The sequence below is a fragment of the Paraburkholderia aspalathi genome (assembly GCF_900116445.1).
Taxonomy (GTDB): Bacteria; Pseudomonadota; Gammaproteobacteria; order Burkholderiales; family Burkholderiaceae; genus Paraburkholderia; species Paraburkholderia aspalathi.
In genome coordinates this window covers 103,956-126,532 of sequence record NZ_FPBH01000028.1, presented here as the reverse complement: position 1 = coordinate 126,532, position 22,577 = coordinate 103,956, and the positions used below count along the sequence as shown (strand labels likewise).

The 22,577-nt window shown below is 61.8% G+C and carries 27 protein-coding genes; 19 read left to right on the top strand and 8 right to left on the bottom strand.

Annotated elements, in window-relative coordinates:
* Positions 1 to 37: 37 nt before the first annotated feature.
* The 3 genes from BM438_RS33700 to gpmA form a co-directional block, all read right to left on the bottom strand.
* A complete protein-coding gene (locus BM438_RS33700; RefSeq protein WP_093643770.1) occupies positions 38 to 796 on the bottom strand; it encodes a HesA/MoeB/ThiF family protein in 759 nt (252 codons plus the stop codon).
* 176 nt (positions 797 to 972) lie between these two features.
* Complete coding sequence (locus BM438_RS33695) at positions 973 to 2,553, bottom strand: S41 family peptidase (RefSeq protein ID WP_093643768.1); 1,581 nt, start codon at positions 2,551 to 2,553, stop codon at positions 973 to 975.
* A 314-nt stretch (positions 2,554 to 2,867) separates the two neighbouring features.
* Positions 2,868 to 3,614: a 2,3-diphosphoglycerate-dependent phosphoglycerate mutase gene (gene gpmA / locus BM438_RS33690; RefSeq protein ID WP_054035739.1), complete on the bottom strand. Its 747-nt coding sequence runs from the start codon at positions 3,612 to 3,614 to the stop codon at positions 2,868 to 2,870.
* 137 nt (positions 3,615 to 3,751) lie between these two features.
* Between gpmA and BM438_RS33685 the strand changes: the two genes are divergently transcribed.
* The 5 genes from BM438_RS33685 (at position 3,752) to BM438_RS33665 (ending at position 6,746) form a co-directional block, all read left to right on the top strand.
* The gene (locus BM438_RS33685; RefSeq protein WP_054035864.1) at positions 3,752 to 4,177 is read left to right on the top strand and encodes a rhodanese-like domain-containing protein; all 426 of its coding nucleotides are present in this window, start codon (positions 3,752 to 3,754) and stop codon (positions 4,175 to 4,177) included.
* On the top strand, positions 4,174 to 4,434 hold the full coding sequence (grxC, locus tag BM438_RS33680) for a glutaredoxin 3 (RefSeq protein WP_054035740.1): 261 nt from the start codon (positions 4,174 to 4,176) through the stop codon (positions 4,432 to 4,434). The genes BM438_RS33685 and grxC overlap by 4 nt, the downstream gene beginning before the upstream one ends.
* Before the next feature lie 176 nt (positions 4,435 to 4,610).
* On the top strand, positions 4,611 to 5,081 hold the full coding sequence (secB, locus tag BM438_RS33675; RefSeq protein ID WP_054035743.1) for a protein-export chaperone SecB: 471 nt from the start codon (positions 4,611 to 4,613) through the stop codon (positions 5,079 to 5,081).
* Between the two features lie 22 nt (positions 5,082 to 5,103).
* Entirely contained in the window at positions 5,104 to 6,102 is a 999-nt protein-coding gene (locus BM438_RS33670) for an NAD(P)H-dependent glycerol-3-phosphate dehydrogenase (RefSeq protein ID WP_093643766.1), read from the top strand.
* 95 nt (positions 6,103 to 6,197) lie between these two features.
* Positions 6,198 to 6,746 carry an O-acetyl-ADP-ribose deacetylase gene (locus BM438_RS33665; RefSeq protein ID WP_093643763.1) on the top strand — a complete coding sequence of 183 codons (549 nt, stop codon included), beginning with the start codon at positions 6,198 to 6,200 and terminating at the stop codon, positions 6,744 to 6,746.
* On the opposite strand, the gene trmL is transcribed toward BM438_RS33665, so the two are convergent.
* Together trmL and BM438_RS33655 are read right to left on the bottom strand one after the other, a co-directional pair.
* Positions 6,719 to 7,189, bottom strand: coding sequence for a tRNA (uridine(34)/cytosine(34)/5-carboxymethylaminomethyluridine(34)-2'-O)-methyltransferase TrmL (gene trmL, locus BM438_RS33660; RefSeq protein ID WP_054035748.1), 471 nt, complete (start codon positions 7,187 to 7,189; stop codon positions 6,719 to 6,721). The genes BM438_RS33665 and trmL overlap by 28 nt on opposite strands.
* An 18-nt stretch (positions 7,190 to 7,207) precedes the next feature.
* Complete coding sequence (locus BM438_RS33655; protein ID WP_093643761.1) at positions 7,208 to 8,002, bottom strand: ComF family protein; 795 nt, start codon at positions 8,000 to 8,002, stop codon at positions 7,208 to 7,210.
* An 84-nt stretch (positions 8,003 to 8,086) separates the two neighbouring features.
* Here BM438_RS33655 and BM438_RS33650 point away from each other — a divergent pair, with 84 nt between their 5' ends.
* The 8 genes from BM438_RS33650 (at position 8,087) to BM438_RS33615 (ending at position 15,330) form a co-directional block, all read left to right on the top strand.
* Positions 8,087 to 9,052, top strand: a complete 966-nt coding sequence (locus BM438_RS33650) for a methyltransferase domain-containing protein (RefSeq protein ID WP_093643759.1) — start codon at positions 8,087 to 8,089, stop codon at positions 9,050 to 9,052.
* A 314-nt stretch (positions 9,053 to 9,366) separates the two neighbouring features.
* Entirely contained in the window at positions 9,367 to 9,840 is a 474-nt protein-coding gene (locus BM438_RS33645) for a DUF2244 domain-containing protein (RefSeq protein WP_063494650.1), read from the top strand.
* Between the two features lie 66 nt (positions 9,841 to 9,906).
* Positions 9,907 to 11,523 (top strand): cytochrome c oxidase subunit II, encoded by a 1,617-nt coding sequence (coxB, locus tag BM438_RS33640; RefSeq protein ID WP_093643757.1) that lies wholly within the window; start codon positions 9,907 to 9,909, stop codon positions 11,521 to 11,523.
* Between the two features lie 44 nt (positions 11,524 to 11,567).
* Complete coding sequence (gene ctaD, locus BM438_RS33635) at positions 11,568 to 13,181, top strand: cytochrome c oxidase subunit I (RefSeq protein ID WP_093643755.1); 1,614 nt, start codon at positions 11,568 to 11,570, stop codon at positions 13,179 to 13,181.
* Positions 13,182 to 13,298: 117 nt separating this feature from the next.
* A complete protein-coding gene (locus BM438_RS46395) occupies positions 13,299 to 13,433 on the top strand; it encodes a cytochrome oxidase small assembly protein (protein WP_093643753.1) in 135 nt (44 codons plus the stop codon).
* Between the two features lie 49 nt (positions 13,434 to 13,482).
* Entirely contained in the window at positions 13,483 to 14,097 is a 615-nt protein-coding gene (locus tag BM438_RS33625) for a cytochrome c oxidase assembly protein (protein ID WP_093643751.1), read from the top strand.
* 34 nt (positions 14,098 to 14,131) lie between these two features.
* Positions 14,132 to 14,341 (top strand): DUF2970 domain-containing protein, encoded by a 210-nt coding sequence (locus BM438_RS33620; RefSeq protein WP_093643748.1) that lies wholly within the window; start codon positions 14,132 to 14,134, stop codon positions 14,339 to 14,341.
* Between the two features lie 131 nt (positions 14,342 to 14,472).
* The gene (locus BM438_RS33615; protein WP_093643746.1) at positions 14,473 to 15,330 is read left to right on the top strand and encodes a cytochrome c oxidase subunit 3; all 858 of its coding nucleotides are present in this window, start codon (positions 14,473 to 14,475) and stop codon (positions 15,328 to 15,330) included.
* A gap of 185 nt (positions 15,331 to 15,515) precedes the next feature.
* Here BM438_RS33615 and BM438_RS33610 read toward each other — a convergent pair whose 3' ends face one another.
* Positions 15,516 to 15,725 carry a twin transmembrane helix small protein gene (locus BM438_RS33610; protein WP_007179452.1) on the bottom strand — a complete coding sequence of 70 codons (210 nt, stop codon included), beginning with the start codon at positions 15,723 to 15,725 and terminating at the stop codon, positions 15,516 to 15,518.
* 114 nt (positions 15,726 to 15,839) lie between these two features.
* Here BM438_RS33610 and BM438_RS33605 point away from each other — a divergent pair, with 114 nt between their 5' ends.
* From BM438_RS33605 to BM438_RS33585, 5 genes are all read left to right on the top strand, one after another.
* Positions 15,840 to 16,556: an SURF1 family protein gene (locus tag BM438_RS33605; protein WP_093643744.1), complete on the top strand. Its 717-nt coding sequence runs from the start codon at positions 15,840 to 15,842 to the stop codon at positions 16,554 to 16,556.
* A gap of 70 nt (positions 16,557 to 16,626) precedes the next feature.
* Entirely contained in the window at positions 16,627 to 17,289 is a 663-nt protein-coding gene (locus BM438_RS33600; RefSeq protein ID WP_093643742.1) for an SCO family protein, read from the top strand.
* A 22-nt stretch (positions 17,290 to 17,311) separates the two neighbouring features.
* Positions 17,312 to 18,421 (top strand): COX15/CtaA family protein, encoded by a 1,110-nt coding sequence (locus BM438_RS33595; protein WP_093643740.1) that lies wholly within the window; start codon positions 17,312 to 17,314, stop codon positions 18,419 to 18,421.
* 6 nt (positions 18,422 to 18,427) lie between these two features.
* Positions 18,428 to 19,333: a heme o synthase gene (gene cyoE / locus BM438_RS33590; protein ID WP_054035767.1), complete on the top strand. Its 906-nt coding sequence runs from the start codon at positions 18,428 to 18,430 to the stop codon at positions 19,331 to 19,333.
* A gap of 5 nt (positions 19,334 to 19,338) precedes the next feature.
* Positions 19,339 to 19,968 carry an SCO family protein gene (locus tag BM438_RS33585; RefSeq protein ID WP_093643738.1) on the top strand — a complete coding sequence of 210 codons (630 nt, stop codon included), beginning with the start codon at positions 19,339 to 19,341 and terminating at the stop codon, positions 19,966 to 19,968.
* A gap of 66 nt (positions 19,969 to 20,034) precedes the next feature.
* On the opposite strand, the gene BM438_RS33580 is transcribed toward BM438_RS33585, so the two are convergent.
* The gene (locus BM438_RS33580) at positions 20,035 to 20,325 is read right to left on the bottom strand and encodes a YciI family protein (RefSeq protein WP_093643736.1); all 291 of its coding nucleotides are present in this window, start codon (positions 20,323 to 20,325) and stop codon (positions 20,035 to 20,037) included.
* A 300-nt stretch (positions 20,326 to 20,625) separates the two neighbouring features.
* Here BM438_RS33580 and BM438_RS33575 point away from each other — a divergent pair, with 300 nt between their 5' ends.
* Positions 20,626 to 21,438, top strand: a complete 813-nt coding sequence (locus BM438_RS33575) for a MetQ/NlpA family ABC transporter substrate-binding protein (protein ID WP_093643784.1) — start codon at positions 20,626 to 20,628, stop codon at positions 21,436 to 21,438.
* Positions 21,439 to 21,532: 94 nt separating this feature from the next.
* On the opposite strand, the gene BM438_RS33570 is transcribed toward BM438_RS33575, so the two are convergent.
* On the bottom strand, positions 21,533 to 22,459 hold the full coding sequence (locus BM438_RS33570) for a bifunctional helix-turn-helix transcriptional regulator/GNAT family N-acetyltransferase (RefSeq protein ID WP_093643734.1): 927 nt from the start codon (positions 22,457 to 22,459) through the stop codon (positions 21,533 to 21,535).
* Positions 22,460 to 22,577: the final 118 nt, after the last annotated feature.

Genomic DNA, 22,577 nt, shown 5'->3' with positions numbered 1-22,577 from the left:
TGCGGCGTTTTCCTTTTAGCGTCTTGCCTGCGTAGGCTCAGGCCTGATGCCGTTGCCCACATACCGGGCAATCCGGCTGACGCGCAATGCGCATCGTGTTCCATTCCATACGCAGCGAATCGAGCATCGTAAGACGGCCCATCAGCGGCGTGCCGATTTCGCCGATCACTTTCAGTGCTTCAGCCGCTTGCATCGAACCGATGATCCCGACCGTGGGCGCGAACACGCCCATCGTCGAGCACGCGACTTCCTCGAACGGTTGATCTTCCGGGAACACGCACGCATAGCAGGGCGACGCTGCATCGCGGAAATCGAAAGTGCTGATCTGGCCGTCGAAGCGCAAGGCCGCGCCTGAGACCAGCGGCACACCGTGCTTCACGCAGGCGCGGTTGATCGCGTGGCGCGTGGCGAAGTTATCCGTGCAATCGAGCACAACCGTAGCGTGCGGCACCTCGCGATCGAGCCATGCATCGTCGACACGTTCGGCCACTGCGTTCACCACGACCTCAGGATTGATCTGGGCGATTGCATCGCGCCCGGACTCCACCTTCTTGCGCCCGACCGACGCCGTCACATGCAAAATCTGCCGCTGCAGATTGGTCAGGTCGACCGTATCTTCATCGACCAGCGTCAGACGGCCAACGCCTGCCGCCGCCAGATACATCGCAGCCGGCGAACCCAGGCCGCCCGCGCCGACAATGATCGCGTGCGCGTCGATAAAGCGCTGCTGCGCCTCGATGCCGATTTCGTCGACGAGGATATGGCGGGAATAGCGGAGGAGTTGATCGTCATTCATGGCGGGGCGCGTGGAGTGTCGCGCAATGAGATGCAGGACCGATGGCCTGCCATGCGCGGTTTCGTTATTTTAATCGCGCGGAGGAGCGGGTGTTCTTGCTGGTGCCGGGTATTACAACGGTACTGCTACGTGTCTTCGCAGCACGTTCCGCTGCGAAGACACGTTGGGTTTGCTGCTTAGTTGCTTTGCGTAGCAGGCGCCGAGGCCGGTGCCGATGCGCCCGGTACCGGCTGCGTCGGCTTCACCGCGACCGGCGCGGAGGCCGATGCTGCCGGCTTGTTCTGCGCGAGACGCCGCTCGGTCAGCGACTTCGATTCCTGCACCGGCTTGCCTTCCAGCTTGTTCAATGCCTGCGTCAGCATGAAGTCGTCGGTCGAACCGAACTCGACCGGCTTGCGCTCACGATCCTTCTGACGCTGTTCCGGCGTCTTCTTGTCGTTCTGCTCTTCAAGCTGGCGCAGTTGGTCCATGCGTTCCTGTTCGCGCTGTTCCGCTTCCTTCTTCTCGTTCGGATCCTGCGTGTTAGCAAGGTGGTTCGAGTAGTCGACTTCGCGGGTCACCAGTGCGTCGTCCGGATCGCCTTCCGCGTATTGATCGACCGCGATGTCAGGGCGGATGCCCTTGTTCTGGATCGAACGGCCGCTCGGCGTGTAGTAGTACGCGGTGGTCAGACGCAGTGCCGTTTCAGCCGTCATTGGACGGACGGTTTGCACCGAGCCCTTACCGAAGGTGGTCTTGCCGACGATCAGCGCACGATGTTGATCCTGCAGCGCGCCCGCAACGATTTCCGACGCCGACGCCGAGTAGGCATTGGTCAGCACGATCATCGGCACAGTCTTGAAGATCGGTGCTTCGTCTTTCAGCGGATCGCTGTCGAACGATTGCAGGCGGTAGTTATCGTACGTGTCGCGATAGACCTGCTTCGAATCCGGAATCTGGCCGTTGGTGGACACCACAACCGAATTCGGCGGCAGGAACGCGCCGGCAACACCAACCGCGCTTTGCAGCAGACCGCCGCCGTTATTGCGCAGGTCGAGCACGAGACCCTTCAGGTTCGGCTGTTGACGGGCGATGTCTTGCAGCTTCGCAGCCAGATCAGGCGTGGTGCGTTCCTGGAAGCTGGTGATGCGGACATACGCGTAGCCCGGGGCCAGGATCTTCATCTTGACCGACTGGACCTTGATGATCGCTCGCGTCACGGTGAGTGGGAACGTACGGTCGTCGGTCTTGCGGAAGATGGTCAGCGTGACCTTGGTGCCCGGATCGCCGCGCATCTGCTTGACAGCCTGGTCGAGCGTCATGCCGCGCACCGGCTTGTCATTGATACGGGTGATCAGGTCGCCCGGACGGATGCCGGCGCGGAACGCGGGGGTGTCTTCAATCGGCGAGATCACCTTGATCAGGCCGTCTTCTGACGAAATTTCGATGCCGAGACCCGCGAAGCGACCCTTGGTCTGCTCCTGCAGTTCTTCGTAATCGGTCTTGTCGAGATACGACGAGTGCGGGTCCAAGCTCGACACCATGCCCTTGATCGCGGCGGTGAGGAGCTTTTTATCGTCTACCGGTTCGACGTACTCATGCTTGATTTGCCCGAAGACTTCGGCAAAGAGCCGGAGTTGGTCCAGCGGCAACGGTGCGACGGCGCTCGAGGCGGCGCTGGCGGGTTGCTGGGCCGAGGCGGAGAGTTGCAGGGTGGCAAATGCGCCGGTAGCAAGGCCCGCGGCAATCAGGCCGATATTTTTCAGGTTCTTTCGCATAGAGTCTGTTGCGGTCGGGAGCGCGTGGCAGCGTCGATAGAGATGGGGACGGACAAGTATAACTGCACACCCGCCCAGTCAGTGCGCAGCGCAGGCAATCGTGATTCGACAGCGCCGGCCGGCCCTGGTTCGTGAGCCGGCGCTCGCGCCGCTGAAGTAATGTGCAGTAACGGCAAGATGGCGGTGCGATGGCGCAATTGACAGCCGGCGGGCAGCGTATGCCGGTAGGTCTTGCCGATGGAACGGCCCGTTTGCCGGGCCCCCGCTGCAAGTTTCCGCTGCAGACGGGGGCCGCGGCGGCCGGTGGCCCCGGTTTAGCCCGCCTTGCCCTGCTTGGCCACAGCGGCCTGCGCCTTTGCAATCGCGTCCTGGTCGCCCAGATAGTAGTGCTTGATCGGCTTCAGGTTTTCGTCGAGTTCATAGACGAGCGGCACGCCGTTCGGGATATTCAGGCCGACGATGTCGTCGTCCGAAATGTTGTCGAGATACTTCACCATGGCGCGGATCGAGTTGCCGTGCGCGGCGATCACGACCTTGCGGCCCGACTTGATGGCCGGCGCAATCGACTCGTTCCACAACGGCAAAACGCGTGCGACAGTATCTTTCAGGCACTCGGTGAGCGGCAATTGCTCACGCGGCACCTTGGCGTAGCGCGGATCGTTGTAGGGTGCGCGTTCGTCCGACGGATCGAGCGCCGGCGGCGGCGTGTCGTAGCTGCGGCGCCAGACCAGCACCTGTTCGTCGCCGAACTTGGCGGCGGTTTCCGCCTTGTTCAGACCTGACAGTGCGCCGTAGTGGCGCTCGTTCAGGCGCCACGAATGCACCACCGGCAGGTACATCAGATCCATCTGGTCCTGCACGTGCCACAGGGTGCGGATCGCGCGCTTGAGCACCGACGTGTAGGCGATATCGAACGAATAGCCCGATTCCTTCAGCAGCACGCCCGCCTGCTGCGCTTCACGATTGCCCTGCTCGGTGAGGTCGACGTCGACCCAGCCCGTGAAGCGGTTTTCCTTGTTCCACGTCGATTCGCCGTGGCGGATGAGAACGAGTTTGTACATGAGATTGCCGGTCGGTAGTAAGGAAGCGGTAAAGCGCTGCGAGGGTCCTCTAGAGGAGCGCCGCCATCGCGTCAGACGGTTATTTTATAATGGGTGGATTGCCCTTTTCGATTTCTCTCTTTTTCGGCGGATTTTCCGTGAAGTTTTTCACTGATTACACAAACCTTGTACTGATCGCAATCGTCCTCATCTCCGGTGGGTTGCTGCTGTGGCCGACGATCAGCCGGCGTGGCCGCGGTGGCCTGTCGGCCGCTGAAGCCACCCAACTGATCAACCGGCGCAATGCGGCGGTCATCGATCTGCGTCCGTCCGCCGACTTTGCCAAGGGCCATCTGCCCGCGGCACGGCACCTTGAATTTGCAGAGCTGCAGGCGAAAGTCGCGCAACTCGTGAAGAACAAGAGCAACCCGGTGCTGCTGGTATGCCAGACCGGCCAGCAGTCGAACAAGGCAGCGCGTATCGTGCAGGATGCGGGATACGCCGAAGTCCATGTTCTCGAAGGCGGTGTCGACGCCTGGCAGAAAGCCGGTATGCCGGTTGTGAAACAAGGAGCAGCCAAGTGAACAAAGTCATCATGTACAGCACCCAGGTGTGCCCGTATTGCCAGATGGCCGAACGTCTTTTAAAGTCGCGCGGCGTCGAGCACGTTGAAAAGGTACTGATCGACAAGGACCCGGCCCGTCGTGAAGAAATGATGACCCGGACCGGTCGCCGCACAGTGCCGCAGGTGTTCATCGGCGAGACGCATGTCGGCGGGTACGACGATCTGTCCGCGCTCGATCGCGCGGGCGGTTTGATGCCTCTGCTCGAACCTGCCTGAACGAAGCTGCCCGACTGGTGCGCCGGCCGGCGCGTGAGTCAGTCGGGTGAAATACAAGTCGGCGCGTGCTGGCCCTTCAAGGACAACCTCGAGGGCCGGCGATGCGCCGCAACGATCTGGCGGCCCGTGGAGTCATGGGCCGCCGCCATGCATACCTATCAGGGAATCACTCAATCATGTCCGACGAGAATAACCAGCCGTTCTTCAACATCCAGCGCATCTACCTGAAGGACATGTCGCTCGAGCAGCCGAATTCGCCGGGCATCTTCCTCGAGCAGGAAATGCCGTCGGTCGAAGTCGAAGTCGACGTGAAGGCCGAGCGCCTCGCCGACACCGTGTTCGAAATCCTCGTGACGGGCACGGTCACGGCCAAGGTGTCGGACAAGGTTGCGTTCCTGATCGAAGCCAAGCAAGCCGGCATTTTCGACATCCGCAACATTCCGGCTGAACAGATCGATCCGCTGGTCGGCATTGCCTGCCCGACGATCCTGTTCCCGTACCTGCGCTCGAACATCGCCGACGCGATCACCCGCGCAGGCTTCCCGCCGATCCACCTCGCCGAGATCAACTTCCAGGCGCTGTACGAGCAACGTCTCGCGCAAATGGGCGGCCAGGAAGGCGCGGCGCAAAACGGCGTCACGCATTAAACGCGTCCGTTCGGTGCCGGCTATGAAGGTTGCTGTCCTCGGCGCCGGCGCATGGGGCACAGCCCTCGCCGGACATCTGGCCGCACGGCACGACACGGTGCTGTGGGCGCGTGAACCCGCGCTCATCGCCGATCTCTCCGCTTCGCACGAAAACGCCCGCTATCTGGCGGGCGTTGCGTTGCCGGCGTCCCTTCGCTATGAAGCCGATCTGAATGCAGCGCTCGACCACGCGCTCGCCGACGACGCGTTATGCGTCGTGGCGACGCCCGTCGCCGGTTTGCGGGGTTTGTTCCGGGCGATGCACGACGCGGGCAAAGTGCCGGCGCATGTGGTGTGGTTGTGCAAAGGTTTCGAAGCCGACTCGCAGTTGTTGCCGCATCAGGTGGTCGCGGCTGAATTGCCGGGGCATGGCAGTAACGGCGTGCTGTCGGGTCCGAGTTTCGCCCGTGAAGTCGGGCAGGGCTTGCCGGTCGCGTTGACGATCGCGAGTACGTCAGCGACATGCCGGGAGCGCACGGTTGCCGCGTTCCATCATGGCGCCATGCGCATCTATACCGGCGATGACATTGTCGGCGTGGAAGTAGGCGGTGCGGTGAAGAACGTGCTGGCGATTGCCACGGGTATTGCCGATGGCCTCGGCCTCGGTCTGAATGCACGCGCGGCGTTGATTACACGTGGTCTCGCTGAAATGTCGCGCCTCGGCGTGACGCTCGGCGGACGGGCGGAGACGTTCACCGGTTTGACCGGGCTGGGCGATCTGATCCTGACCGCCACGGGTGATCTCTCGCGCAATCGCTCGGTCGGCGTGCAGCTCGCCGCGGGCCGTACGCTCGACGACATCCTCGGCGGCCTCGGTCACGTGGCCGAAGGTGTGCGTTGTGCGCAAGCTGTGTTGGCAATCGCTCGCGCTCATGCAATCGAGATGCCGATTACGCAGGCGGTCTGTGCTGTGCTGTTCGACGGCGTAGCGCCCCGCGACGCCGTTAGCGCCTTGCTGCGGCGCGATTCGAAAGCAGAATAAGTCTTGTCTTTCAGCCGTTTAGCGCGAAAAGCGCTGAACGGCTGCCCGCCATCGCTGTCCACGTTTTATCGACGCTTCGGACCAGCGAGGTTCTCATGCCCAGTTTTAACAATTGCACGCTAGAAGCGCGCGTGGTCGACATCACGACACTCGCCGTGGATGCGATCGTCAATGCCGCGAATACTTCGTTGCTAGGCGGGGGCGGCGTGGATGGCGCGATTCACCGCGCGGCCGGCAAGGAATTGCTGCGTGAGTGCGAAACGCTCGGCGGCTGCGCAACCGGCGATGCGAAAATCACCCGTGGCTACCAGTTACGGGCAAAACACGTGATCCATGCGGTTGGCCCGGTCTGGCAGGGTGGTGTGCGCGGCGAGGCGGACCTGCTTGCCTCCTGTTATCAACGCTCACTCGAAGTCGCGCATCAGGCGCATTGCACGAGCATTGCATTCCCCGCGATTAGTTGCGGCATCTACCATTTTCCTGCCAACGAAGCCGTGCAGATCGCCGTGGGCGCTGTGCTTGAAACTTTGCCACGCACCCCGAAAATCGAGCACGTGGTGTTCGCCTGTTTCGACGAAGCCATGCTCGCGCGCTACGAAACCGAATTGAAGCGCCGTCAGGCGCCGCCGTCAAAGCCGGTCTGACGCCACGCTTCGAACACGACCACGGCGACCGTATTCGAAAGATTCAGGCTGCGGTTGCCCGGCCGCATCGGCAGACGCACGCGTTGTTCATTGGCGAATTGATCGAGCACGGTGTCAGGCAGGCCGCGCGTTTCTGCGCCGAATACGAACCAGTCGCCGGATTGAAACGCATGCTCGTGAAACCGGCCCGAGCCACGGGTGGTGAAGGCGAACATCCGCGCCGGGTCGGGCGTTTCCTTAGCGACGAACGCTGCCCAATCGGCATGCACGTTCATCTGCGCATACTCGTGATAGTCGAGACCGGCGCGGCGTAACTTGGCGTCGTCGAGCGGAAAGCCGAGCGGCTCGATCAGATGCAGCCGTGCGCCGGTGTTGGCGCACAGGCGGATAACGTTGCCGGTGTTCGGCGGGATTTCGGGTTCGACGAGAACGACATTGAACATGATGGCTTCTGATAGAGACTAGTTTTTCGGCGTACGCAGCGCGACGAAGTTGGTGACGCGCCGCGCACCGGCAGCTTTGAGCGTACGCGCCAGCGCTTCGAGGGTCGCGCCGGTCGTCATCACATCGTCGACGATGCCGACATGCAGACCTTGCACCGGTCTGGCGACCTTGAATGCGCGGCCCACGTTCAAGCGGCGCGCGTCCAGGTCGAGCCGCGATTGCGGCGCGGTGTGAATCACACGATGCAGCAAGGTGGCGTCGCTGCGCACATTCAGCGCGCGGGCCAGGGGCCTCGCAATCTGCCAGGCCTGGTTGTAGCCGCGCTCAGTAAGACGTTTGTTGGCCAGCGGCACAGGCGCGAGCACATCGGGCTTGTCCGTCGCGTCCACCCATGAATCCCCTGCGAGCCGCGCAAGGCGTTGCGCAAACTCGCGCGCCAGCATCAGCCGGGCACGGAATTTCAGCCCGAGCGCCAAGGCATCGAGCGGCTGGCGGTAATCGGCAAGAGCAAAGGTCGCCTCGAACGGCGGCGGCTCGCCGATGCAATCCGCACAGCGATATTGCGCGTGGCCCGCCCAGCGCGTTCCGGACAAAGGGACCGCGCACACCGTGCAGCGCAATCTGGCTTCGTTCCAGTACGCCTCGTCACAACCAGCACACAGCGTTTTATGCGACAAATTGCCGCACAGTGCGCACAGGTTCGGCAACGCAGCGTGCATCACATGCGGCCATGCCGAATATAAGCCGCGCGTGAAGCGTGCAAAAAGTGCGTTCGAGCCGCCGGGAGACGAGGAATTTTTTCGGAATGGCATGATTGGACCGCCCGTAAAGGCCTTTCACGCTGAATGGACGGAAGCGAACGAGTATACTTCGTGCTCTACGCCAGTACGACACCCATGCCCCCAACTACGTCTCAATCTGGCCGTCCGGCCTATGATTCCCGGCGCCTCAGGCAGATTTTCGACCGCCGTGCGGCGACCTTCGACCAGGTCGCGTTCCTGCCGCGCGAAATCGCGCAGCGCATGCGCGAACGCCTCGACTACATCAAGGTTGCGCCGTCGAGCGTGCTCGACGCCGGTTGCGGTGCGGGCGAAGACATCCCCGGATTGCGCGAACGCTTCCCCGAGGCGCCGGTGTTCGGCACCGACCTGTCGCACGGAATGCTCAGCCGCGCGTTGCGCCACGATTCCGGCGACATGAGCTGGCGGCGCTTTTTGCCGGCCACGCTCGGCAAGGCACTCGGCGCCCGTGGTCCGCGTTTCGCGCAGGCCGACTTCTCGGCGCTGCCGTTCGCGGCCGGCGCCTTCGAATTCATCTGGTCCAATCTCGCTCTCCACTGGCACTCGCGGCCCGATCTCGTGTTTCCCGAGTGGCAACGCGTGCTGAAAGTGAACGGCCTGCTGATGTTCAGCACGCTCGGCCCCGATTCGCTGAAGGAATTGCGCGGCGCCTACGCCGAGGTCGAGGCCGCACATGGCGTTGCCTCGCGCAAGCACGTGATCGACTTTGTCGACATGCATGACCTCGGAGACATGCTGGTCGAGAGCGGTTTCGAGATTCCGGTGATGGATCAGGAAACACTCACCATTACGTATAAGTCGCCCGAGTCGCTGCTCGCGGATGTGCGCCGTTGGGGCGCCTATCCGTTCGAGCGCGAGAGCACCTCGAATGCTGTCGCGCGTAGGCTGCACAAGGCTTTGCTGGCGGCGCTCGAAGCCCGCCGGCGCGCCGACGGCACGATCGCGCTGACCTTCGAAGTGATCTACGGCCACGCCTGGAAAGCCGTGCCGCGCACCACGGCCGAAGGGCATGGGATCGTGCGGCTCGAGGATATCGGACGAGGCTCGTCGAGGAATCGGTGAGGAATCAACGAAGCGGTAAAGAGGACATCTGTTATGTCTGAAATTACCGCTTCAAAAGACGCGTGAAAGCTGCGTCAAAACGGCGCGGAGGCTTGTCGCACCGGGCTTGTGGGCCGATTGAGGCTTGCTTGTGGATGCCATGGATCGCGCCTATAATGCGTCAGTTTGTCGCCCGGAGTTCCCACATTTGGGGCGGCAGGCCCGAGGCATAGGGCTGCAACATGAAGTGACGCGGCAGTAATCAAGTAGCTGGATTCTGCGGTCGCAAGCAATGGCCGCAGGCGGTGATCGGTGACGGTCGGCGGGAGGCAGCGATGGAAGCATCAGATCTGCTGGCGGATTCAGAACCAGTTCTCAAAGACTGGACGATGAAGCGCAACTGTTCGATATCACCGCGGCAGTTTGTATGTTTCTACGTGTCGCTTGCGTTGTTCTCGTTGGCAATTGCTTTCATGCTGGTTCTGGTCGGCGCCTGGCTGGTGTTGCCGTTCACCGGTATTGAATTGCTGGCGGTGGGCATCGCGTTTGCCATATATGCGCGTCATGCTGTCGATTACGAGCGCGTCCGGCTGTTTCAGAACCGGCTCGTGATCGAGCAGGTCAGCGCCGAGCGGCTCACGCAGTTCGAATTCAATCCGCGCTGGGTGCGGATCGAACCGGGCGCAACGCCGCGTGACCAGATCAAACTGGTCTCGCGCGGACAGACGATCATGATCGGGCAACATCTCGCGCAGTATCGGCGCGCGCAGTTCGCAGGCGAATTGCGCATGTGGCTCACGCGTTGTTAGACGTGTTGAGACGCGCGGCGTTCACGGGGAGCGCGAGACAGCCTGCCAGCGGGGTCGAGGGTTTGAATGGAAATTTTGGGTAAGGAAGCTATGAAAACAATCAAGCGAGCCCTCATGGGCGTGCTGGCGATGAGCGGACTGCTTTTCGCCGGGGCGGCCCTGGCAGTGGGCGATGTTCCGGGCGGCCCTGCCGTCAACGAGATCAATCTCCAGCCGCCGGCGACGAAAATCGCTGAGGAGCTCTACAGCCTCCACACGTTCATGCTGATCCTGTGCACGGTGATCTTCGTCGGCGTGTTCGCAGTGATGTTCTATTCGATGTTTGCGCACCGCAAATCGAAAGGCCATAAAGCTTCCCATTTCCACGAAAGCACTACCGTCGAAATCATCTGGACGATCGTCCCGTTCGTCATCGTCGTGCTGATGGCGCTCCCCGCCACCAAGACCGTCGTCGCGATGAAGGACACGACGAACGCCGACGTTACCATCAAGGTCACGGGCTACCAGTGGAAGTGGGGCTACGACTACGTGAAGGGTCCGGGTGAGGGCATCAGCTTCCTGTCCACGCTGGCCACGCCGCGTGCGCAAACCGATGGCCGCGAACCGATTTCCACCACGTACCTGCAGGAAGTCGACAATCCGCTCGTCGTCCCGGTCGACAAGAAAATCCGCATCATCACCACCGCGAACGACGTGGTCCACTCCTGGTACGTGCCGGCATTCGGCGTGAAGCAGGATGCGATTCCGGGTTTTGTGCGCGACACGTGGTTCAAGGCTGACAAGACCGGCACCTTCCGCGGCTTCTGTACGGAACTGTGCGGCAAGGAACACGCGTTCATGCCGGTGGTCGTCGAAGTGCTGTCCGCAGACGACTACGCGAAGTGGGTCGATACGCAGAAAAAGAAAATGGCCGCCGGCCAGGACGATCCGAACAAGACCTACACCATGGCTGAGCTGATGGAGCGCGGCGGCAAGGTGTACGCAGCGAACTGCGCGGTCTGCCACCAGCCGACCGGTAAGGGTGCAGGTGCATTCCCGGCGCTGGACGGCAGCAAGATCGCCAACGGTCCGATCGCCGAGCACGTGAGCCTGGTGCTGAAGGGCAAGAACGCGATGCCTTCGTGGGCGCCGACGCTGAACGACGTCGAAATCGCTTCGGTCATCACGTACGAACGTAATTCGTGGGGCAACCACACCGGCGACATTCTCCAGCCGAAGCAGATTCTGGACGCCCGTAACGGCAAGCTGCCGGAAGGCGGCGATCATCTGGCCAGCGCAGGCGCAGCAGCTAGCGGCGCAGAGGCAGCTTCGGGCGCAGCGTCTGCCTCTGGTGCAGAAGCCGCTTCGGCCGCCTCGGACACCACGGCTGCACTCCCGGCAAGCATCTACTTCGACACCGGCAAGAGCACGCTGCCGGCCGACGCGAGAGCGGCGGTCGACGCGGCCGCGGCCTACGCGAAAGCACACCCGGACGCCAAGTTCACGCTGTCGGGCTTCACCGACGCCACCGGCTCTGCCGAAGTCAACGCGAAGCTCGCGAAGACCCGTGCCGAAGCCGTGCGCGACGCGCTGAAAGCAGCCGGCATTGCCGAAGACCACATTATTTTGAAGAAGCCGGAAACGATCACGGGCGGCAGCGACGCAAAAGAAGCCCGGCGTGTCCAGATCAGCCCGGCTGCCTGACGTGTTCATGGTCAGCACCGCAGTATTCGCATTAGGAGATTGTCATGTCTAGCATCGGACACGATGTAACCGCGGGCCACGAGCACGTGCACGGCGACCATGCCCACGAAACGCCGCATGGCTGGCGTCGTTGGCTGTTCGCAACCAATCACAAGGACATCGGTACGCTGTACCTGATCTTCTCGTTCACCATGTTCCTCTCCGGGGGCGTGATGGCGCTGATGATCCGTGCCGAACTGTTCGAGCCGGGTCTGCAGATCATGCGCCCCGAGTTTTTTAACCAGTTGACCACCATGCACGGCCTGATCATGGTGTTCGGCGCGATCATGCCGGCCTTCGTCGGCTTCGCGAACTGGATGGTGCCGCTGCAGATCGGCGCATCGGACATGGCTTTTGCGCGGATGAACAACTTCAGCTTCTGGCTGCTGCCGGTGGCTGCGGTGTTGCTGGTCGGCTCGTTCTTCGCACCGGGCGGCGCGACCGCCGCGGGCTGGACGCTGTACGCGCCGTTGTCGACGCAAATGGGCCCGGGCATGGACTTCGCGATTTTCGCAGTCCACTTGATGGGTGCTTCGTCGATCATGGGCGGGATCAACATCGTTGTGACGATCCTGAACATGCGCGCACCCGGCCTCACGCTGATGAAGATGCCGATGTTCGTCTGGACGTGGCTGATCACCGCGTACCTGCTGATTGCCGTGATGCCGGTTCTGGCAGGCGCGATCACCATGGTGCTGTTCGATCGCCACTTCGGCACGTCGTTCTTCAACGCGGCAGGTGGCGGCGACCCGGTCATGTACCAGCACATCTTCTGGTTCTTCGGGCACCCCGAGGTGTACATCATGATCTTGCCGGCGTTCGGGATCGTGTCGCAGGTGATCCCGGCGTTCTCGCGCAAGCCGCTGTTCGGCTATAGCTCGATGGTTTACGCAACCTCGTCGATCGCGATTCTGTCGTTCATGGTCTGGGCGCACCACATGTTCGCAACCGGCATGCCGGTGACGGGCCAGCTGTTCTTCATGTACGCGACGATGCTGATCGCCGTGCCGACGGGTGTGAAGGTGTTCAACTGGGTCGCGACGATGTGGCGCGGTTCGCTGTCCTTCGAAACGCCTATGCTGTTCGCGGTCGGCTTCCTGATCGTGTTCACGTTCGGCGGTCTGTCGGGCCTGATGCTGGCAATGGCGCCGCTCGACATCCAGTATCACGGGACCTATTTCGTGGTGGCGCACTTCCACTACGTGCTAGTGGCGGGTTCTCTCTTCGCGTTGTTCTCCGGGTGGTACTACTGGTCGCCGAAGTGGACCGGCTGGATGTACAACGAAACGCGCGGCAAGATCCACTTCTGGGCGTCGATGTTCTTCTTCAACCTCGCGTTCCTGCCGATGCACTTTGTCGGTCTCGCGGGTATGCCGCGTCGCTACGCTGACTACCCGGCACAGTTCACCGACTGGAACCAGGTCATCTCGATCGGCGCGTTCGGCTTCGGTCTGGCGCAGGTGTACTTCCTGTTCGCAGTTGCACTGCCGGCCTACCGTGGCGGTGGCGAGCACGAGAAAGCGGGCGACAAGCCGTGGGACGGCGCAACGGGCCTCGAATGGACCGTGCCGAGCCCGGCTCCGTTCCACACGTTCGAAAACCCGCCGACCGTCGAGTAATCGGCGTTCAGCGAGCTTGCCGGTTCTGGCGGCGTGGTGTCAGTCGCCGCCAGAACCGGGCAGCCATGCGAGCAGTGGTGGCACCCTGTAGTGACGAAAGTATTCAGAAAATCGAGCATGACGCGCAATCCTCAAGAAAGACGTACGCCCGAGCAGGTTCGCGCGGGCAACCGGCGGATCGGTATCGTGATGTTTGTCATCGCCGCGGCTTTTTTTGCGAGCGTCATCATTCATCAGAAGTGGTTCCCCTGACGCGGTACGCGGGTGTTCGAGTCTGTGTGCAGGATTGTTGAGGATTGAGATGTCGACGCAACCGCCGGCCCAGGCCGATCGCTCTTTTAACCGTTCGATGCTGATCAAGCTGTTCATCGTCGCGTTGATGATGTTCGGTTTTGGTTTTGCGCTGGTGCCGATGTACCGCGCGATCTGTCAGATCACCGGCATCAACAACCTCGTGCAGCGTGATGCTACGGTGCGTGAGGCGAAGAATACGCAGGTCGACATGAGTCGCACGATTTCGATCGAACTCGATGCGAACGCGCGCGGTCCGCTCGGTTTCAAGCCAGAGCAACGTAGTCTCGACGTGCATCCGGGCGAAGTGACGACAGTGATGTACGAGGTCAGCAACGAACAGGCGCGCACGATTCAGGCGCAGGCCATTCCGAGCTACGCGCCGAAGCAGGCAACCGAGTACTTCAAGAAGATCGAGTGTTTTTGCTTTACGCAGCAGACGTTGACTGCGAACCAGACGAAGCGGTTGCCGGTGGTGTTTGTCGTCGACCCGAAGTTGCCGAAGGATGTGAAAACGATCACGTTGTCGTACACGTTCTTTGAGTTGAATACGCCGGCAGCGGCGACGGCCGGGAGCGCAGCACCCACGGCCAACACGGCGGCGACCACCGCCAACCCCGCCTGACGGCGCTGGCCGCAGGCGAAGGAAGAAGACGTTAATGAGCGATAACCACGGCAGCCCACGCAAGAGCAGTTTCGGCCAGTCGATGAAAGCCGTGTTCTGGTCGTTTTTCGGGGTGCGCAAGCGTCGTGATCTGGAAGCGGACGCAACTCAGTTGAACCCGCTGCATGTGCTTGCAGCAGCGCTGATCAGCGTCGCTATCCTGATCGGAGTGCTGATCCTGATCGTGCACGCCGTAGTAGGTTGAGCCGGCAGACACACAAGTCGTACCGGGCGAAGCAGAGCCCACGAATTAGAGAGAAGCGGTGCGGTATCGACGCGCCGCCGAAGATACAGCCGGAGATTCCGGAACAACTGGACTGAAGTGGAGAATCAAGAATGAGCGGTCAAAACGAGAGCCCGTACTATTTCGTACCGCATCCGTCGCGGCATCCGATCAGCGCCGCGGTCGGATTGCTGGTCATGCTCGGATCGCTTGCGGCCTGGATCAACGAACATGAACTGGCGCCGATCGGCGTCGTCGTCGGCTTGCTGTGGCTGCTCTATACCTTGTGGCACTGGTTCGGCGACGCGATCGCCGAGTCGGAAGGCGGCATGTACGGCAAGAATGTCGACAAGTCGTACCGCTGGAGCATGAGCTGGTTCATCTTCTCCGAAGTGATGTTCTTCGGCGCTTTCTTTGGCGCGTTGTTCTATGCACGTGAAATCGCGCTGCATCAGCTCGGCAGCCTCGACTACAAGCTGATCTGGCCGGATTTCTCGGCGGTGTGGCCGAACAACGGTCCGGCAGCGCTGGTCTCGACCTTCAAGTCGATGCAGCCGTGGCCGGTGCCGACCATCAACACGGCGCTGCTGCTGTCGTCGGGCGCTACGTTGACGGTTTCGCACCACGCGCTGCGTGAAGATCATCGCAAGAAGGCGATCATCTGGCTGGCTGCTACGCTGGTGCTCGGCGTCTGCTTCCTGTTCCTGCAAGGCTTCGAGTATTTCCACGCGTACAACGAACTGAACCTGACGCTGGCTTCGGGCGTGTATGGTTCGACGTTCTTCCTGCTGACGGGCTTCCACGGTTTCCACGTGTTCCTCGGCGGTACGATGCTGGCCGTGGTGCTAGCGCGGATGATTCGCGGCCACTTCACTGCGGAGCATCACTTCGCATTCGAAGGCGCCGCCTGGTACTGGCACTTTGTGGACGTCGTGTGGCTTGGGCTGTACGTCGTCGTGTACTGGCTGTAACGCAGTCTGGTCTGCATACGTACTGAAAACCGAGTGGTTTCCGGAACGTGTGCAGGTCGTTCGCGCATCGCCCATCAAGGGCGCAGCGCACGAGCAGTACGCAAGTCATGGAGCGCCGCCCTCGACCCTGTCAGGGCGGCGTTTTGTTTGGTGGGTTGGGTGACGTGAAGCTTTTTCCGCCAAGCTCAACGCCCGTAAGGAATACCGGTCGACTGAATCCAGCCCATCCAGTGAGCGAACAGGATGAACAGGAACAGCGAGATCGACAGACCCACCCGCGTGGCGAGCGACCAGACCATCCGCTTGGTTTTGCCCTTGTCATGCATCATGAAGTAAAGCGCGGACACCATGCTGGCGATGATCAGGACGAAGGCGATGGGAACGAGAATGTGCATGGAACCAACTGAAACCAGGAAGCGCAGAGGCAAGACGTTTATTATCGCACCGCGCGTCAGCGTCTGCCGTACGTTCAGGACGCCGTCGCATGCGCTGGCGCCGGAGCGTGTTCGATGAAGTTTCGCCTCATCCCCGCGCTGCTGATTCTGCTGGTGATTGCAGTGACGGTGCGGCTTGGCTTCTGGCAGCGCGACCGTGCGCATCAGAAGGAAGCGCTCGAAGCCCAGATCACGCAGTTCGAAGACGCACCTGCGCGGCCCGTGAGTGCTACGCCGGTTGCACTCAAGGACATCGAATTCCATCGCGTGAAGGCGCGCGGCAGTTTCGTCGCGGACAAAGTCGTCTATCTGGATAATCGCCCGTATAACGATCAGCCGGGCTTTTACGTCGTGATGCCTTTTAAACTGGCCGACGGCGGTTTCGTGCTGGTCAATCGCGGCTGGCTGCCGCGCAACATGAACAATCGCGAGACCATCGCGCCGTACATCACGCCGCAAGGCGAGATCGAAATTGAAGGCATTGCGCGCGCCGATGCCTCGCGGGCATTCGAGTTGGGGCAGGGCGGATCGGCCGCGCATCAGAAAATCCGCCAGAATCTGGATACGGCGGCCTACGCTGCGGAAACCGGGTTGCCGTTGCAATCGTTCGTGATCCAGCAATTGAGCGACGACGGCGACAAGCTGGTGCGCGACTGGCCGGCGCCAACCACCGGCGTCGAAACCAACTACGGCTACATGTTCCAGTGGTGGGGCATGGCGGCTGCGGCTCTGGTGTTCGGCTTGTACGCCGCGCGCCGCGCCGCGAAGAAAGAGCACGCCCCGAGCGTGTAACGCATCGCCTGCGGTTTCGTGCCCTGAGAGAAGGGCTCGAAGCCGCGCAATCATTGAAAGAGGTCCCGTAGTGTCGACGCAATCTCCCCGTTCGCCGCAAGCCGGCAAACCCGCAGCTCCGAAAGTGATGGCAGATCAACCCAATGGCGCGGGATCGTGGAAGCGCGGCCGCTGGATGCTGCTATTGCTGGCGATCATCTGTGCAGCACCGATAGCCGTGTCGTATTTCGTCTATTACGTGGTCAAGCCGGCCGGCGGCAGCACGAACTACGGCGCGCTGATCGAACCGCAGCGGCCGATTCCCGAATCGATCGTCGTGACGGGGGAAGACGGCAAGCCGCTCAAGCTCGCGTCGCTGCGCGGCCACTGGCTGATGATCTCCGTCGACAACAGCGCGTGCGACAAAGCGTGCGCCACCAAGCTGTACTTCATGCGACAAATCCGCGCAGCTCAGGGCCCGGAACGCGAGCGCGTCGTCGAAGTGTGGCTGCGCACCGATGCAGGCAACGTCTCCGACGTGATACAAAAGGCCTATCCCGACACCGACATGCTGATCGCCAACCCGGCGCAGGTGTCCGCATGGCTGCCGGCCGATACCGGCACCCAGCTCACCGACCACATCTATCTGGTCGATCCGAATGGCAATCTGATGATGCGTTTTCCGAAAGATCCGAACCCCAGCAAGATCAAGGGTGACCTGACCAAGCTGCTCAAGTGGTCGAGGATCGGCTGACGCCGCAACCAGGGTAAGAAAGATGTTCGTACTGCAACTGGCCCTGATCGGCTTGTGTATCGCGTTGTTGCCGCTGTCCTATGTGTGGGTCAAGGCCGACGACAACAAATTCCGCAAGCTGGTGTGGCTCACCACTTTCCTGACGCTGGACCTGGTGATGTTCGGCGGCTTTACGCGTCTCACCGATTCTGGTCTCGGCTGCCCGGACTGGCCTGGTTGCTATGGCACGTCGTCGCCGTTCATCGCGCACGCCGCGATTACCGCCGCGCATCAATTGATGCCGACCGGACCGGTCAGCATGACGAAGGCCTGGATCGAGATGATTCACCGTTACTTCGCGATGGCGATCGGCGTGCTGATCATCGCGCAGACGTTGATTGCGTGGACGGCTCGCATCAAGCGCCGTCCGCTGCATGTGTCGCCGTGGTGGCCGACTTCCCTGCTGCTGCTGATTCTCGTGCAGGGTGCGTTCGGCGCATGGACCGTGACCATGAAGTTGCAACCGATCATCGTGACGACCCATTTGCTGCTTGGCCTCGCGTTGCTCGGCACGCTCGGCTGGCTGGCCGCGCGCCAAACGCCGCTGCCGGCCTATGAGCCCGAAGCCGCGCGCTGGCGCGCGGCGGCGATCGCCGGTCTCGTGCTGCTGGTGGTGCAGATTGCGTTGGGCGGCTGGGTCAGCACGAACTACGCGGTGCTCGCGTGCACGGACTTCCCGACCTGCAACGGCCAATGGGTCCCGCCGATGGATTTCGCGCACGGCTTTCACCTGTGGCGCGCGCTCGGTATGACCGGTGACGGCGACATGATCACTCAAGATGCGCTGGTCGCGATTCACTGGACCCACCGCACGTTCGCGATCGCCGTGGTCGCCTACCTGGTGTGGTTTGCGCTGAAACTGCGCCGTTTCGAGTCGCTGCGGCGACCGGCAAACGGCGTGTTGCTGGTGGTGCTGATCCAGTTCATCACCGGTCTGTCGAACATCGTCCTGCAATGGCCGTTGCCCATTGCGGTCGCGCATAACGGGGGCGCCGCGATCCTGCTGCTTCTACTCGTTATGTTAAACTTTCGGATCGCTTATAGCCGTCCCGGCCGCGCCGTGTTGCCTGCGCGCGATGCCGCGCCAGCGTGACCCCACATGGACAGCACAACTCTCTCCCAAACGCCCGGTAGCCGGGTCTCCCAGTACATCGCCCTGACGAAGCCGCGCGTCACGCAGCTCGCTGTGTTCTGCGCAGTCATCGGCATGTTTCTGTCGACGCCCGGCATGGTGCCGTGGACCGTCCTGATCGGCGGCACGGTCGGTATCTGGCTGCTGGCCGGCGCGGCGTTCGCCATCAATTGCCTGATGGAACAGAAGATCGACGCGAAGATGCGTCGCACATCGTGGCGGCCGTCCGCGCGCGGCGAAATCACTACCCCGCAAATTCTGCTGTTTTCGGCCGTGCTCGGTGGGCTCGGCATGTGGACGCTCTACACGTTCGCCAATCCGCTGACCATGTGGCTCACGCTCGCCACCTTCGTCGGCTATGCGGTTATCTATACGCTGCTGCTCAAACCGGCCACGCCGCAGAACATTGTGATCGGCGGCGCGTCCGGCGCGATGCCACCGGCGCTCGGTTGGGCCGCCGTCACCGGTCACGTGCCGGGCGACGCATGGATTCTCGTGCTGATCATTTTCGTGTGGACGCCGCCGCATTTCTGGGCGCTCGCACTGTATCGCCGCAAAGACTACGAAAACGCCGGTCTGCCGATGCTGCCGAACACACACGGCGAAAAATACACGCGCCTGCATATTCTGCTGTACACGGTGATTCTGTTCGCGGTCACGATGATGCCGTTCATCTCCGGCATGAGCGGCGTGGTGTACCTCGCGGCGGCCGTTTTGCTCGGCGCCGTGTTCCTCGCGTATGCGTGGAAGATCTATCGGGACTACTCCGACGATCTGGCGCGCAAGACGTTCCGTTACTCGATCGTTTATCTGTCGCTGCTCTTCGCCGCGCTGTTGATCGACCACTATGCGCGCGTCGTGATCGGCGCGTAACACCCATGCTCACACAACGCTTTGTGCGCACGGCGCGTGCTGCCGCGCGTGTCACCGTGATCGCTTGCGCACTCGGCGGCGCGTTGCTGGTGGCCGGTTGCGGCAAGCAGCCGCCGGCGTTCCAGAACCTCGACATCACCGGCAACACGCAATTCGGGAGCGATTTCTCGCTGCCCGACACGACCGGCCAAGTCCGCACATTGGCGGATTACAAGAGCAAGGTCGTGGTGCTGTTCTTCGGCTATACGCATTGCCCGGACGTCTGCCCGACCACGATGGCTGAGCTTTCGCAAGCGTTGCAGCAACTCGGCCCGGAAGACGCGAAGCGCGTGCAGGTGCTGTTCGTCACCGTCGATCCGGACCGCGACACGCCGGCTCTGCTCGGGCAATACGTGCCGGCGTTCAATCCGACGTTCGTCGGCTTGCGTCCGGCGGACCAGGCGCAGCTCACCAAGATCACGAAAGACTTCCGCGTGTACTACGCGAAAGTGCCGGGCAAGACAGCTGATAGCTACACGATGGACCACACGGCAGCGAGCTATGTGTTCGACCCGGACGGCAAGCTGCGTTTATTCGCGCGTGACGGCCAGGGCGCCACGCCGTGGGTGCACGATATCAAGCTGCTGCTCGATTAATGCGTTGATGCAGACGGGCGCGTGCATCTGCCGCGCGCCCGTATTCAATTTCCTTCGCAGTTATCCTCAAGCCGGCATCGGCAAATTCATTCCCGGCGCGAGGCGCGTCGCCTTGAACTCCGTCACCTCGTAACGCGCGAGCTTCTGTTCGGCGAACGGGTCGCTGGCGAGAATCTCATCCAGCTTATCGCGCTCGATGCGCACTGCCAGAATGATGCCGCCGTCGCGCGGCACCTTCGGTCCGGCGGCCACGAATACGCCTGCTTCGAACTGTTGTGTCAGAAATGCGCGATGTGCTTCGAGTGCGTCGTCGACGCGCTCGAGGGGTGCGGTGTAGATGAGATTGATGACGTACATGAGCGTTCTCGTAAGCGAACAAGTGGGCCGCGTGGGTTTGCGGGCAATGATCTTCGATTATCGGTCAGTGGTTGATTTGGTGCGCGCGAGCTACGGAGCTTAGTGCCTCGCTCCGGCCACGGGGTGAATGTGTCCCACATGAACAGCGCCATTGCAGGTGCATAACCATATGCGATCGTGATATTTCCCATCTCGCCGGGCGTATGAGACCATTTACGGTCCAGTTGGCGGCGTGTCCACAAGATGCCTGCCGCCGGCTTCCACCCGAATCTGACATCGATCAGAACAAGCGAGAATTACATGCAGCGCAGAAACATCCTCAAAGCCCTCTCGGCAGTAGTCGCCAGCGCGGCGATCGTCACCAGCTTCGGCGCACACGCTGACGACAAGGTCATCAAGGTCGGCACCATCGGCGGCCCGGATGCGCAAATCTGGGAAGTCGTCACGAAGGTGGCGAAGCGTGAAGGCCTGAATGTGAAGGTCGTCGAATTCAACGACTACGTGCAGCCGAACGCCGCGCTCGATGCCGGCGATCTGGATGCCAACAGCTTCCAGCACCAGCCGTACCTCGACAGCCAGGTCAAGCAACGTGGCTACAAGATCGTCAATGCGGGCCTGACGTACATTTCGCCGCTCGGTATCTATTCGAAGAAGCTGAAGTCGCTGAAGGATCTGGCGCAGGGCGCGAAGATCGCGGTGCCGAACGATCCGTCGAACGAGAACCGCGCGCTGCTGCTGTTGCAGACGCAAGGCGTGATCAAGCTGAAGGCCGGCGCGGGCACGAACGGCAATAACGCCACGGCGCTCGACGTCGCCGAGAATCCGAAGAAGATCAAGCTGCTCGAACTCGACGCAGCACAACTGCCGCGCTCGCTGTCGGACGTCGACGCTGCCGCGATCAACACGAACTTCGCGCTGGCCGCCGGTCTGCAGCCGACCAAAGACGCGATCGCGCTCGAAGATATCCACAGCCCGTACGCGAACCTGATCGCCGTGCGCACGCAGGACAAGGACAAGCCTTGGGTCAAGAAGCTGGTCGCGGCTTACCAGTCGGAAGACGTGCGCCAGTTCATCAAGACGCAGTTCAAGGGTTCGGTGGTGCCGTCGTTCTAAGCGACACCCGTCAACCTGCTTCGCAAAGCAAAAACGCCACGGTGACAAACCGTGGCGTTTTTTTTGTCCGTGCGTCGCGCATTCGTTGGCAGGACTACAACTCCAACTCCCACCGTTCGATCATCAGATCCTTGCCGAAGCGCCGTTCCTCCGTCGTGCAGACGAGCTGGAAGCCGGCGCGCTCGCATAGCCGGCGCGGCTCATTGAGCGTGCTGGCCGTGGTCAGTGTGAGTTTTGTGTACCCTGCGCGTCGCGCGAAGCGCACGCATTCGTTCATCAATTGCGTGCCGATGCCAAGACGCTGCACGTCCGGCTCGACCCACAAGAGCCGCGCGCCCGCCACGGTCGTCGAGATTCCGACGATGCACACCGAGCCGACCACCATGCCGTCCTGATCGGCAACCCAGCACATCTCGCGCACGGGATCGTTGCGCTGCGAGTAATCGGCGACGACGCGCGCGAGCAGCCCTTCGAACGACTGATCCCAGCCGTATTGCGCAGCGAACCACTGCGCCTGCCGATGCACGAGCCAGCCGCACTCGCCGGCGCGTGGCTGCCGAAGGGTCACGAGTTCATGCTGCGGCTTGCTATCGAGCAGGCGCTCGATCACCTTCATCGCGGCGATCAGATGTTCCTGGGAAAGCGCGGTGAGACCGTTCAGCAGCGCCGTTACTTCGTCGATCGCCGCCGTATCGAGCGGCGCGTAGGCCGCGTGGCCGTTGTCGGTGAGGGCGATCAACGATTGGCGCGCGTCCGTGTCGGACGGGCGCCGCGTAATCAGGTTGCGTCGTTCGAAACTGGTCAGAAGGCGGCTGAGGTAGCCGCTATCGAGGCCGAGATTGCGCCCGAGCACCGAGGCTGTCTGCGCGCGTCCGCGGGACAGTTCGTGTAGAACGCGTACTTCCGTCAGCGAGAAGGCGCTCTTTGCCAGATGCTCGTGCAGAGCGCCGATGAGCTGGGTATAGAAGCGGTTGAAATGGCGGACGGCCTGAGCGCGCCGCAGCGCCTCGGAATCTGTCAAATGCTGCTCCCCGGGGGAATTTTTTTGGCTAGCTACGCATCACTATATTGGAACGGAACCCATTAAAAAAGCCGCGCGGCCACGGAGCGGCCCTAAGTGGTATCAGAAAGGTATGGAT